Raw genomic sequence first — 13,810 nt, 5'->3', positions numbered from 1 at the left:
CTCATACAAATTGACAGCACTCAACTCCATAATACTAAGTATCCATTCGTTAAGAGTCATCTAGATGACAGTAATCGATTATCGGAATGAGCCATTTACGGATTTCACAGCAGAGGGGAATCGCACGGCAATGCAAGGCGCATTGCTCAGAGTGCGTGAGCAGTTGGGTAATACCTACCCATTGGTCATCGGCGGCGAGCGAATCTTGACAGAGAAGCGAAGCACATCTTCGAATCCAGGCGACCTTGATCAAATTGTGGGCCATGTTGCTCAAGCTGGCATCGAGCTCGCAGAATCAGCAATTGCAGCTGCGGATGCAGCATTCTCCAAGTGGCAGCACGTTGCCCCAGATGTACGTGCAGGGTATTTGTTCAAGGCAGCTGCCGTCATGCGCCGCCGCAAGTTCGACTATGCTGCTTGGCTTGTATACGAGGTCGGCAAGAACTGGGCAGAAGCAGATGCAGACGTGGCAGAAGCAATTGATTTCTTAGAATTCTATGCGCGGGAAATGATTCGTCTCAGTGGTCCACAGCCGATCACAACAATAGCTGGTGAAGACAATCGTCTCACCTACATTCCACTAGGCATCGGAATTGTCATTCCACCGTGGAACTTCCCACTTGCCATTATGGCTGGCATGACCTGTGCAGCTATCGTATCAGGGAATACTGTCGTGCTGAAGCCTTCTTCCGCCTCCCCTGTCATTGCAGCGAAGTTTGTTGAGTTATTGGAGGAGGTTGGCCTTCCAGCAGGTGTAGTGAACTACGTTCCTGGTTCTGGCTCAGAGATTGGCGACTTCTTAGTCGATCACCCGCGTACTCGCTTCGTATCCTTCACGGGATCACGCGACGTAGGACTTCGCATCAATGAGCGTGTTGCTAAGACACAGCCAGGTCAGCTGTGGATTAAGCGTTTCATCGCAGAAATGGGCGGTAAGGACGGCATCGTCGTGGATCAAACCGGAGATGTGGAAGAAGCAGCAACTGCGATCGTACAATCTGCCTTCGGCTTCCAAGGACAGAAGTGTTCCGCCGGTTCGCGCGCCATTGTCCATGAGGCGGTATACGACGAGGTTGTTCGACTCGTCACCGAGAAAACGCAAACTTTGCGTGTAGGTCTAGCTGAGGAGAACGCCCCAATTGGTCCAGTCATCGATAAGCATGCGTACGACAGCATACTGAAATATATTGAGGTTGGCAAATGCGAAGGCAGACTCGTAGCTGGAGGCAGTATTGCCGATGGCAACGGATACTATATCCAACCGACAGTGTACGTAGATGTTGATGCAGAAGCAACCATCATGAAGGAAGAAATATTCGGTCCCGTACTGGCGATCAGCAAGGCTTCGAACTTCGAGCAAGCGATCGATATTTTCAACAATACCGACTATGGCTTGACCGGTGCAGTGTACAGCATGAACCGCGAGCATCTGGAATATGCGCGCCATCATATGCACTGCGGCAACCTGTATTTCAACCGTAAATGTACAGGCGCACTAGTAGGCGTACATCCATTTGGCGGTTTTAATATGTCAGGAACCGACTCGAAGGCAGGAGGAAAAGACTACCTGCTCCTCTTCACACAAGCGAAGCTTGTATCAGAGAAGTGGTAATCTCCAATTTCACTTCTCTGATATGATTTACTAAGATTTGCTGCACTTATCCTTCGATCAAGATAAGCCAGCAGGCCTCCTCTGTTACAGGGACAGCTTGCTGGCTTTTTTATGATCAAGAACCATCTGGATGCACTCTCATCTGTTTTGGAGAAATCCAATGAGCCTTCAGCCTAATACCACGATGGCTAGAGGATCAATGCCATGCTAGAACAATTCAACTTGGTATCTATTACGAATCATGTGATATCCGGTTGCTTTGAGTCAAGATATGCCGAGCATTTGAGTCATTTGAGTTACCGGTAACATTATTGATGGCTTTTCATTATCTCCTCCCAAGTAATAGGGCACCCGCAATGAAAAAACCGAGAATTTCAGCAACAATCCAAATAACGCGAGTATATCGGTTTTCCACATGATCCATGTCTTTCAGCTGTGTAACTTGATGATTATATTCATGAGGACGTATGAGCTGCCCAATCCCATCCTCCGTATGCTTCTGGGCCGCATGATCCAGCTTAGGCACAATTCGAACAATCTCACCATTGTCATACCTGCCTAGAACCCGCTCTCCATCAATTACAAACGATAATGACTTTCCGCCGCTATTCACATAGTATTGCAAGGCTGCAATATCCGGCTCTTCCTGTGCATCCTTCAAAAGCGCCTTACCATCTGCAATCTTAAGCGGATAACTTCCCCACTTCATCTTATAGTTCCTATTTGTTGTATCCGTCCTATCGAGTGAGAATAACGCCATATCCCCAACATTCCATGCATAGCACACATTCGCTTGCTGAGCATAGGTAACTGTAATGTCTTGCTTCGTCTGCTCACCTGACACGATATAGATGACTTGAATCGCCACCCCTGCCTTCTCATTTCGTATCACTTGCCCAATAAGCAGCGTATCTTGGTCGTTGTGAGTCAATCGGTGTAGTACATCTGCGGCTTGAACAGGGATTACGAAGGATATAGTCAGCCATAGAAATAAGCCAAGGCAACAAATCCTTCTCAAGGCCACACCTCCACACAATGATTACCTTCCTGCCTGCTTCTGTGATGTCTTGGAATCCATTCACGTTTCCGTATTATACCATTCCATCTCATAAAATGTCTTCCTTCCATTCAAAAAAAATAAAGGATATGAAGCTGCTGCTTCACATCCTTTACCCTCTTCAACTTATGTCCTGCCTTCATCCAAATATGCTATACGTCGGTTGCAGGTGTTTCAAGCGTATCCCATGCTGCAGACAACAATTCATCAAACAAATCGTCGTCTCCTTCGAGTTTCGTATCCAACTCGTAGAATTCTTCTTCGTCACCAGACTGGGCAGTGAAGTGCAGGTTGTAATCCCAATCCTTCCCGTTCTTGCTGAAGAAGCTAACTTCATACGGTGATTTCAATTGCTCTAACTGGAAGACTACTTGTCCGATATAAGTCTTGTCTTCATTCTGTACGCATCGATGCCTTAGTTATCGTTACACTCATGTATTATCCCTCACTTCATCCTTCAATCTCTATCATTATGGTAAAAAACCGATTCGATGCCAGTCACTTAGCTTAGCTTGAAATGACGTACAACAGCTTGCAGCTCACCAGCAAGACCGTTTAATCGCGTAACCGATCGATTCATATCTTCCATAGCCGTCGATGTAACCTGTGATGCGGAAGATAACAGCTCACTTTCTTGAAATGCATGCTGTGCAAGATCGCTCAACTGCGACAATGCAGCTGCAACCTCCTCTGATCCTGCCGACAACTCTTCCGTAGATGCGGAAACGTCTTGAATTTGCAACGCAACCTGTTCCGTCGATTGGGTGATACTATGGAAGGATTGCCTAGCATGCAGCACTGCCTCTTGCCCTAGGAGAACTTCTCGTGTGCTTCCTTCCATCGCTTCAACCGCTGCATCCATCTTCTCATTCACTTGACCTACAAGGCTTGCGATTTGGCCTGCCGCTTGCTTAGACTGATCTGCCAGTTTCCTTACCTCTGATGCCACAACAGCAAATCCCTTGCCATGCTCCCCGGCTTGTGCCGCTTCAATAGAGGCATTTAGAGCAAGCAATTGAATTTGCGCAGCAATCGTCGTCATCACGTTTACCATCTGTTGAATTTCAGCAGATTGCTTGCTTAATTGCTCGACCGTGTATGAGGCATTGCGGTTCGCCTCATGAACTGATACTATTTGCTGTTCCGCTTGACGAATGAGTTCCTCCCCTCCTGAGGCCGATTTTTCTGTATGTAGGGCGGAATCAGCAACCTCAGTAGATGTTGCAGCAATTCTTGCAATTCCTTGCGCCATTTCTTCTACTGCTCTTGCACTCTCGACAGATGCACGCATTTGTACATCGGCGCCTCCAGCAATTCGCTGCAACGACACCGAATATTGATTGGTCGCGTCCGTGGTCTGCAATACCGACTGCTGAAGCTGCTCGGACGAATCCGCCACCATATCTGTTGCGGATTGTACATGACTAATCAATTGGGATAAATCAACACGCATCTTCTCAAATGAATTTGCCAATTGCCCTATCTCATCGTTTGCAGTCCGAATAATAGGGTGACGCAAGTCACCGTCTGCGATTACACGCGCAGATTCATTCAACTGCTTCATAGATCGAGCGATTGATCTGGTCAACACCACCGCTGTCGTAACAGCAATAAGAACGGTTGCAAGCAGCAAAGTGAATAAGACAGACTGATGAGAACGGTTCGCCTGCTCCACTGCGTCCATCGCCTGCTGAATACGATTTAATTGCTGTGACCGTATGTCGTCCATCTGCTTGTTAATTTGTTCAGATGCTTGGTCGAAGGAGCCCATCGTCTGGTTCCCCGCTTCCGTTCCCTTATCAATATAATCATGTGCCATCTGTTGGCCCATCTCATAGAATTTCTTAAACGATCCCTCAATATCATCTAACTTGCTGGACAGCTCTGGATGGAGCTGCTTGAAGTGCTGAACATCCGCTTGGAACTGTGAGACATACTTAGCGGCTTGGTTGAATCCATCGTCCATACCATCCTGCGCTCTCGTAACCCCAATATCGGTAAGCCACTGCTGAACTTGAACAACCGACAGCTTCATATTATCTGCGAGCAATGTTGATTGAAGTGTTCGTTCCTTTATCTCTTTCATTGTGCTCAGTTGATTGCTCGACGCATTATATTGATACGTAAAAATTGCAAACATGCAGATGACAATAATCGAAAACCCTATTCTGTTTTTCCACCGGATGCTCATTTATGCCTCTCCTTCTTATGTCAATCGCCTCGTCTCTTTCACATCTTAGCGCAATATATTCCATTTGTCAGTTTACAATTCGACAATATTTCAGAGAGATGTCGCCTACTTAAGAAAAAAGTAAGAAAGTTATTTACATTTTTCAGTAAAAGATTGAATCCTTACATTTGCTATCGCGTATGGAATGTCATATGCTTGAATACAGTGAAAGGAAGAGCGTTCTCTTCTAACAGATATGGCAAGGGACCGAACTGCTCTCACAAGTGACAATCAAAGGAGCCCTAGATTTACAATGGAAACAGTGAAAGAATTTTTCAAAGGTCCTGGTGTCAAACGCATCTTTATTCTTCTTGTAATTATCGCCTTGCTCTTTGCAATGCGAAGCATGATCCACCTCATACTTATAACGTTTATCTTAACGTACTTAGTGGACAGGCTGCATACATTCCTCCATCGGAGGATCAACAAGATCATAAAGGTGAATTACAAAGTAACCGTACTGCTGCTCTATGCAGTACTGCTGCTCGCCATCGTTGGTGGAGCATACAGCGTCTTCCCGAAAGTTATTACACAGATTGAGCAGCTCGTGAACAATATTATTCAGTTCTATAATTCGAAGGCTTTCATGAATTACGATTTTGATTTCGAGTTCATGCAATACATTACAGACTCGCTGCAGAAGATCGACCTAGCGAGCTATGTCAGTAAGGGCTTCGACTTTATCGTGAAATCAGTCTCTGATATTGGACAATGGGGTACAAGAGCAATCATTTCCTTCGTCCTCAGCTTGTTCTTCGTACTGGAGAAGAAGCGTGTCATGGAATTCACGGAGAAGTTCAGAACGAGCAAGATTGGATTCATCTATTCGGAATTAGAGTATTTCGGAAATAAGTTCTTGTATTCATTTGGCAAGGTCATAGAAGCACAGTTCCTTATCGCCATCGTGAATACCATCTTGTCCACAATCTGCTTGTGGTTGCTCGGCTTCCCGCAGTTGTTCGGCTTAGCTATCATGATCTTCCTGCTCGGGCTGATCCCGGTAATGGGCGTTGTGATTTCACTCATTCCGTTGTGTGCGATTGCATTCACCATCGGCGGCTTGATTAAGGTCTTATACGTCGTCATTATGGTCATCGTCATCCATGCAATTGAGGCGTATATCTTAAATCCGAAACTGATGTCAGCGAAGGTTCACCTGCCAATTTTCTATACGTTTGCCGTTCTTATTATTGCAGAGCATTTCCTCGGCGTATGGGGATTGATTCTCGGAGTACCGATATTCATGTTCTTCTTGGATCTGCTTGAAGTTAGCGTGAAGCAAGAACCTGTGAAGACAGAATAACAGCTGTTCCATATCCACTATCATCTCATGACGAAGGGCCGGTGCGTTAAGCACTCGGCTCTTTTTGATATGTCATTTATGTTTCACAATGTTAAAGACTTCCTAAATTTCACTGTTCCACGAAAAATGACAAAAATGCTCGTCTGCTCACGATTGAAAGTGATGTATTCGTTTTCTTGAAAGTTAAAGCGGTTTTACATATGGTAATCATTAGGATAGTTTGTGATTAGGTAGAATATGGCCTAATTAACAGATTGGAGGATAATGGAAACAAGAATAAACGCTTGGTCAATATTTCCCACACCGCAATGCTTTTCCACCTAGACCACATCATCACGGGACTACTGCCCTATTTCGTTGAAGCAGCACTCAATTTTATTCATCTCGCGCTATACACACACACCTATACACTTTTTCGCTTTATCACCACAAAGCAAGGAAGATTTTCCATGTTTCGTTCGAATTAGAGAGAGAAGGAGTGAAACTAATGCAGTATTTTTCTATGTGACAACGTTTATCTTCTTAGGATTTCAGCTCTTGTATACGATCGTTCCCTTATTGTTCAGCAAAGTGAAGCAATTGAATAATGACTTGAGCGAAAAGTCAATCAGCGTACTCGTCCCTGCCTACAACGAAGAGCTCACGATCAAAAATTGCATCGAGGCAATGAACAGTGTCAATTACCACAACTTCGAGGTCATTATTATTAATGATGGCTCAAAGGATAATACCTTGCAGCGTTTAGATGAACTCCTTGATTTGAAGCCAGTTCAGCGTACGGGCGACGGCAAGCTAACGTATCAAGCGATCAAGGGCATCTATGGCTCTACTTCATATAAGCATATTTTCGTGATCGACAAGCTTAATGGCGGCAAGGCTGATTCGCTCAATGCCGGCATTGACTGCGCACAATCTGATATCGTCATTACACTTGACGCAGACAGTATGCTTGAAGTCAATTCATTGAAGTATGTCAATCAATATTTCCACAATGAGGATATTATTGCACTTGGCGGTACGGTCAAGATTGTGCAGGGCGCTGAGAAGAAAAATGGCGTCATCGTAGAGAAATTTATGGGGAGAGGCCTAATCAAGAGCCAAATTCTCAATTACATTCACGGATTCTATGTCCGGAAGCTAACCCAATCCGTATTCAATTCGATCGTCGTCATTTCTGGAGCGTTTGGCGCCTTTTACAAGGATGTGCTGGTTCAAGTGAATGGCTTCCGCAGCACTGTCGGCGAGGACATCGACATTACCTTGAAGATTCACGAATATATGAAGGCCAATCAACTGAAGAAGAAGCTGGTCTACGCACCTGAAGCTGTATGCTATACGGAATGCCCTGAGAATCTGAAGAACTTCAATAAACAGCGGATACGCTGGCAGAAGGCTTTCGTAGACTGCATCCTGATCTACTGGTCCAAGCTATCGCAGAAGTTCAGCCCAGGCGTCAGTCTATTTTTTGCTATCGACGGCTTTGTACTGGGAACCCTTACGGCGTTCACGACGATTATCTATCTTATTAACATGCTTCTATTCGGCGGCAGTATCACACAAATGCTCATCTTGTTCTCCATCATTATTCTCGTAAATGCCGCTCAAATCATAACTTCATTGTATTTATGCAAGAAGTACGATAGCAGTTACTCACTTCGAGATTATATCTATATGTTCTTGTTCAGTCAGTACGAGTTGCTCACTTACCGTAATCTACTGCTGTACTTGAATATTGTCGGTACCATTAAGTACTTCGATAATGATGAGGGCTGGGGTTTCGTAGAACGCAAAGGCGTAGCCACCATTAGTTAATAATTGTATCTGTACAACCAGCATTGCGGCCGTAAAACAAATAGAAAGCCGCATGTTCATTTTGGGAGGGAGAATATGGAGAGTATTTGGAAGAGCAATCGGATTATTTATGTAGATATACTGCGCATTCTGTCGATTCTCGCCGTCATCGTGCTGCATATTACCGCAGATTTGCTGACGAGAACGAATGATTTCGACTCATCATCTTGGTGGGTCAGCAATATTTTCAACTCCGTATCGAGATTTGCAGTTCCTGTGTTTTTCATGATAAGCGGCGCCATGATGCTGCGGGTGAACATTACCACATACAGGGACTTTTATATAAAACGAGTGCTTCCACTCGTTATCGCACTAGTCAGCTGGTCACTGATTTATGCGCTTTACAATCAATACGTTATCGTTAACAGCAAGATGAATGCACTCGCGTTTCTGCAGGATTTCGGCTACAAGCTGCTGACGGACGGCAACTACGTCCATCTCTGGTTCCTGTATGCGATCATCGCCATTTATATGACGATTCCCTTAATTAGCAAGCTTGTTAAGACTTGCAGTGAGAGGGATTTGCGCTATTACTTATCCTGGTGGGCTGCCATTAGCATCGGCTACCGATTCATTTCAGACATTATCGTCAAGCTGACGGGACAGTATATCAATATCCCGCTTTTGAACATTCCGCTGTTCACAGGGTTTCTCGGCTACTTCATCTTGGGACATTATTTATTTACATATGGCTTGCCGGACAAATGGAAGCAGGTATTGTTCAATTTAGGCATCGTCTCCTTCTTCCTAACACCAGTGGCCACCTACTTCGCTTCTAGTCATCTAGGGATATTGGATGAGACCTTCTACGGGAACTACTCCATTACGACCTTTTTCATGGCTGTGGCCATGTTTATTTGGTTTAAGGAGAAGGAACCAACCCTGCATGAGCGAGTCAATTACAAGCTGCAAAAAATGATTGGCTCGATTTCGAAAGCAAGCTTCAGTATTTATCTCATTCATTTATTGATTGAGCTGCTCGTATCGAGAAGGGCCGAAACGGAGGCGTCCCTACTCCAGACATCATCCAACCTCGTGTTCAATGTTATCGCCGTATTCACTGTCAGCTATCTGCTAGTGAAAATGTTGAATCTCAGCAAGGTCATGACTACCGTTTTGTTCGGTGGAAAGGGGTAAGCGCGAATGAAGGTCAGTCTCTATACGAAATTATTTATTGCCGCTCTGCTGGTTGGAATGTCTCTCTATGCTTACAATGTGAGCAGTCAGGCCGAACAGAAGATTACTTCGGTGTATATTCCAATCTGGAAAGATATCAGTCAAATGAACTGGAAAGATCAAGCCATTGATATCGCCTTTATTGCATTTGCCCGAATCGATAAGAACAACATCTATTTCCACGAGAACAAGGACGAAAATGAGCGGATTAAGCAGCAAATCACAAAGTTGAAGGAACAGCACCCTCAGACTCGATTCGTGCTCGCCGTTGGCGGATATAATGCCGACGGCTTCTCCGACGCTGCGATGGATGGAAATCGCTATTCGTTCACGGAAAGCATTATTAGCATGGTAAAGGAGCTGGATTTGGACGGTGTCGATATCGACTGGGAATATCCTGCCTTCGATGCCTGGGGTGCGATTAAGGCACGCCCTGAGGATTCCGTCAACTTTACATCGCTGATGAAAGAATTGAGGGAGCAGTTGAACCGACTTCCGCATGTGCATAAGAAGTACTTGTTAACCTTTGCCGCGGGCACGCAGGACTGGTATTTCGAGAAGGTCGACGTCAAGGAAATAGAGAAATACGTCTCCTACATCAATGTCATGAGCTACGACTTAACAGGAAGATGGTCGGATACGACCGACTATAATGCGAATCTGTACAAAGATGCGAAGGGCAAAGCCAAAGAGAGCGTCCATGACATTATTCAGCGCTACAAGGCTCACGATGTAGACAGCAAAAAGCTGCTGCTAGGCATCCCAGCTTATTCCTATGGATGGGAGAAGGTCAAGAGCGAGCCGGGCAGCAATGGCGCCTTCTCCATCGGCAAGCCTATCGACATCGACAAGATCGATCTGAGCTATAGCACGATCGTAAAGAAATACTTGAATCAGAAGGGGTTCAAGCGTTATTTCGATGAGACGGCTAAGGCCGCTTACTTGTTCAATGGGGATACCTTCATCTCCTATGAAGATGAGGAGGCCTTGAAGGCTAAGATTGCATACATTAAGGAGCATGAACTGGGTGGTGCAATGGTCTGGGAATATTCGCAAGACGCGAAGGATGGAATCGTCAGTTATTTAACGAAGCACTTGAACAAGTAAAGTGAATGAATGAGAATATGCAGACCTCATTGCCGCCACATACAGCGACATGGGGTCTGCTCTAGTTTTGCGATATTCAATTATGCTTTAGGAAGCTTGTTGAGAATGCCTATAATGCACTCCACTGATCTTCATAATTCATAGCAACCCCATTCGCATCCACCTGTAGCCGAGCAGTATATCCGCTATCGATGGAGCGATAGATATAGGTGTTGTCGCCTGTCTTCTCATAGGATTGCAGCAATGGCTGCACCTTGAATTCGGGGAAACAGATCCATGCCGCCATAACCTCGGCACATTGGCCAATCTCGAGCTGCAGACGCCGAATAGGCAGCACATTGGTCGATGGCGTTACACCGATATCAATATCCTTGGCGCCTGTTAGTTCTTCTCGAACTACCCCATTCACTGTCCAGCGATCTTGATGATCCCGCTCCAGCTTGAGCGTTCTTAATTTCTGTTCTTCGTGGTAACACACCACGACTTCCTCAGTTCCCCCCTCTGCATCGCACTTTACTTCGTATTCAACGAAGCAGCGATCCGCATCGGCACAGATTACTTTGCCTTGAATTACCGTTGCAGGCTGCAAAGTAACTGTACAGTACTCGAGGCCTTCGCCTTCAAGCCGTTTCCATATGACATCATATGTCATCATCATGCCTCCCTTTTCCATGTTGTCGCAACTTCCTTGTCCGCCGTATCTATAAATGCGTCCAGCACATATCCATAGATTACCACTTCATTCTACCTTACCTTACGTTAGCACTCCAACTAGAGAATTTGGGCTCACGTCTTGTAGGCGAATACATATGATATGGCATATAAATTCTTGTAAAGGCAGGTTACGAGCAGTGGCTACCAATAACTCTATTGATTTCGCTTCACCGGATGCTCATTTTGCTTATGATGTGAATCAGTCCTTATTCTTTCGCAAAGATGCAAACAACTACATTAACGTTCTGGGCGTATGCCAATTAAATACGCTAGGCAACGCCTCGCTACTGGATATCTATTTAAGCAGCGGCAATACCGTAGAACCCCATATTCATCAGAACGCGAGTGAATTGGTCTATTGTGTAGCAGGAGAAGCACTTGTCAGCCTCATTAATCCGTTCACGAATCAATTATTGAACTATCAAATCAAGCCAGGCCAAGTCGCCAATATCCCACAAGGCTGGTGGCATTATGAGGTTGCGAACCAAGACAATACGCATCTGATTGCAATCTTCGATGCACCTACTCCAGAAGTCATCTTCGGCTCAGACATACTACGCTTGACGCCTCCAGCAGCCTGGGCGCATTCGTATTGCCTTGATGAGGCGAAAGTAAAAGATACATTGGCTCCAATTACAAAGACTGTTGTCATCGGGCCACCGGCAGATTGCCAAGCATGTGAACAGGAAATCGATGATGTGACGCATTCAACATACAGCTATTCCTCTAACACGTTTTCACATCCACACTCCCCTTACTCCCAGTCTCAACACCCTGCTTATTCAGCAAATGGATTTCCTCCCTATTATCCTTTTCAACGAACGTTTTTTTAGAAAAAGATCACGGCGGTGAGCAAATTATAGATTTTCCGCAAACAAAGAAAAATCCCCCGATGGCAATGCATGGGGGATTCCTCTTTCCTATCTATGAAGTTAACCAAATAACCGCGGCGTATTTTGTCTTTATTGAACCGCTTGACGGCGCTCGCGATCCACTTCGGCAATCAGCTCTTCTATTACTTGATCTGGAGTGCGGTGAACGAGCCAGTTCTGGCCGAACATTTGCAGAACCTTAATCGCAGGGAAGTCTCCCCAGAATCCGATAAACCCTTCATTCAAAACCACCTGGTCGATAACATGCTCATTCATCTCGTTGAAGCACTTTTCCAATACCGATTTGGCAAGTGGATCAGCGATCCAGTCATTTAACAGGCTGAATTTATGGAAGGATATCTCTTCCTTGCCAAAGTCACAGAATACGCGCTCTGTCAGGCGAATATCTCGGGAAGAGCTGCCTGCAACAAGCTTGAAATAGCCTGTTTCGGCGACCCAACGATTGTACTTTGTATTGTAGTAAGCGAAGTCCCGCTCTTCCAGCTCGAATACGACTTCCTTCTTCTCATGCGGCTGAAGCTCGATCTTGGCAAAGGCCTTGAGCTCCTTCTCTGGACGCGTCCACTTGCACTCCTCGTCGTGAACATACAATTGGACCACCTCTTTCCCTACTACGGCCCCCGTGTTTTCTACTTGCAGAGACACGGTTACGCGACGATCATGCTGTATAACCTTCATGTCCGAGTAAGCAAAGGTCGTATAGGACAATCCATGGCCGAACGGGAATTGCGGCGCAAGCTCCTTGCGGTCATAGTAGCGGTACCCGACAAACAGTCCTTCACGGTAAAATAGCTTGCCGTTCTCGCCACGAATGCGCATATGGGATGGATTGTCAGACAGCTTCACAGGGAATGTCTCGGACAGCTTGCCGGATGGATTCGTCATGCCGAATAGAATCTCCGCAATCGCACGGCCCGAGCCCTGCCCTGTCAGCCAGGAGTGGAGCACACCCGGTACATGCTGCACCCAAGGGCGCATCGCCATTGCCGTACCGCTGCTCGTCACGACAATGCATCGCGGCTGCGCAGCCGCTACCGCCTGAATTAGCTTCACCTGATGCTCGGGAAGATCGATGCTGTCTAGGTCATGCATTTCGGACTCCGCATATTCGGGTTGTCCGACGAATAGAATCGCTAGATCAGACTTCGCTGCAAGCACTGCGCTCTCTTCGATCATGGCCTCATCAATTCGCTCATCCTTCGGGTAGCCTTCCGCATAGCTGAATTGTACAGACTCGCCAGCAATCTTCTGCAACTCTTCCCATGGGATGTCGACACACGTTGGCGTCACTTCGGCACTCCCCGCGCCTTGAATTCTCGGCTTCTTCGCGAATGTACCGATTACGGCAATAGATTGGGCCTTAGCAGGGTCAATCGGCAGAATGCCGTTATCATTTTTGAGCAGTACAATGCTCTCAGCCGCTGCTTTTCTCGCCAGCTCGTGATAATCAATTGCAGCCGTATTCGACTCCCCTTCATTGGCCGTTACCTGTTCTACCAATGTAAGAATGCGCCGCACGCTCTTATTCAGCTGCTCCTCCAACAAAGTACCATTCTGAACAGCCTCCACAATCGCAGCTGCATTGTAATGCGCAGGTCCAGGCATTTCAATATCAAGTCCTGCCTTGAGACCGCGAATACGATCGTTGACCGCCGTCCAGTCCGACAATACGACGCCTTCATAGCCCCATTCTTTGCGCAAAATGTCATCAAGCAGATGCTCATTCTCGCTCGTATAGGAGCCGTTAAGCAGGTTGTAAGAGCACATAATTGTCCATGGATCGGACTTCTTAATAATCCGCTCGAACGCACTTAGGTAAATCTCGCGCAGAGTACGCTCATCGACCTCCGAGCTTGTCACCATCTTC

General features: G+C 46.1%; 11 protein-coding genes. 6 read left to right on the top strand and 5 right to left on the bottom strand.

Translation table 11 applies throughout. The features are described 5' to 3' along the window. The first annotated feature begins 64 nt into the window (after positions 1-64). Positions 65-1,612, top strand: coding sequence for an L-glutamate gamma-semialdehyde dehydrogenase (gene pruA / locus AZ66_RS20140; protein WP_044356479.1), 1,548 nt, complete (start codon positions 65-67; stop codon positions 1,610-1,612). Between the two features lie 325 nt (positions 1,613-1,937). Here the strand turns inward: pruA and AZ66_RS20135 are convergent, their stop codons facing one another. The 3 genes from AZ66_RS20135 to AZ66_RS20125 form a co-directional block, all read right to left on the bottom strand. Further along, positions 1,938-2,630, bottom strand: coding sequence for a hypothetical protein (locus AZ66_RS20135; protein WP_044356478.1), 693 nt, complete (start codon positions 2,628-2,630; stop codon positions 1,938-1,940). 191 nt (positions 2,631-2,821) lie between these two features. Then, positions 2,822-3,019, bottom strand: coding sequence for a hypothetical protein (locus AZ66_RS20130; RefSeq protein ID WP_331436920.1), 198 nt, complete (start codon positions 3,017-3,019; stop codon positions 2,822-2,824). A gap of 152 nt (positions 3,020-3,171) precedes the next feature. Continuing rightward, the gene (locus tag AZ66_RS20125; protein ID WP_052648691.1) at positions 3,172-4,860 is read right to left on the bottom strand and encodes a methyl-accepting chemotaxis protein; all 1,689 of its coding nucleotides are present in this window, start codon (positions 4,858-4,860) and stop codon (positions 3,172-3,174) included. A 292-nt stretch (positions 4,861-5,152) separates the two neighbouring features. Between AZ66_RS20125 and AZ66_RS20120 the strand changes: the two genes are divergently transcribed. The 4 genes from AZ66_RS20120 to AZ66_RS20105 all read left to right on the top strand — a co-directional run bounded on the left by AZ66_RS20120 (position 5,153) and on the right by AZ66_RS20105 (position 10,336). Next, entirely contained in the window at positions 5,153-6,202 is a 1,050-nt protein-coding gene (locus AZ66_RS20120) for an AI-2E family transporter (RefSeq protein ID WP_021261910.1), read from the top strand. A gap of 537 nt (positions 6,203-6,739) precedes the next feature. After that, on the top strand, positions 6,740-8,014 hold the full coding sequence (locus AZ66_RS20115) for a glycosyltransferase family 2 protein (protein WP_231586961.1): 1,275 nt from the start codon (positions 6,740-6,742) through the stop codon (positions 8,012-8,014). Positions 8,015-8,089: 75 nt separating this feature from the next. After that, positions 8,090-9,190 (top strand): acyltransferase, encoded by a 1,101-nt coding sequence (locus AZ66_RS20110; protein ID WP_021261912.1) that lies wholly within the window; start codon positions 8,090-8,092, stop codon positions 9,188-9,190. Between the two features lie 6 nt (positions 9,191-9,196). Further along, the gene (locus AZ66_RS20105; RefSeq protein WP_044356474.1) at positions 9,197-10,336 is read left to right on the top strand and encodes a glycoside hydrolase family 18 protein; all 1,140 of its coding nucleotides are present in this window, start codon (positions 9,197-9,199) and stop codon (positions 10,334-10,336) included. Positions 10,337-10,445: 109 nt separating this feature from the next. Here the strand turns inward: AZ66_RS20105 and AZ66_RS20100 are convergent, their stop codons facing one another. Further along, complete coding sequence (locus AZ66_RS20100; RefSeq protein WP_021261914.1) at positions 10,446-11,009, bottom strand: putative glycolipid-binding domain-containing protein; 564 nt, start codon at positions 11,007-11,009, stop codon at positions 10,446-10,448. A gap of 136 nt (positions 11,010-11,145) precedes the next feature. Between AZ66_RS20100 and AZ66_RS20095 the strand changes: the two genes are divergently transcribed. Then, complete coding sequence (locus AZ66_RS20095) at positions 11,146-11,883, top strand: cupin domain-containing protein (protein ID WP_044356473.1); 738 nt, start codon at positions 11,146-11,148, stop codon at positions 11,881-11,883. Between the two features lie 129 nt (positions 11,884-12,012). Here the strand turns inward: AZ66_RS20095 and AZ66_RS20090 are convergent. Then, on the bottom strand, positions 12,013-13,810 hold a 1,798-nt coding region (locus tag AZ66_RS20090; RefSeq protein WP_044356471.1), incomplete at its 5' end, for a glycoside hydrolase family 3 C-terminal domain-containing protein.

Origin of the sequence: Paenibacillus sp. E194 (assembly GCF_000935845.1) — a bacterium.
Taxonomy (GTDB): domain Bacteria; phylum Bacillota; class Bacilli; order Paenibacillales; family Paenibacillaceae; genus Paenibacillus_B; species Paenibacillus_B alvei_B.
Note: the sequence above shows the minus strand (reverse complement) of the source record. Positions and strands in the feature narration are given on the sequence as shown.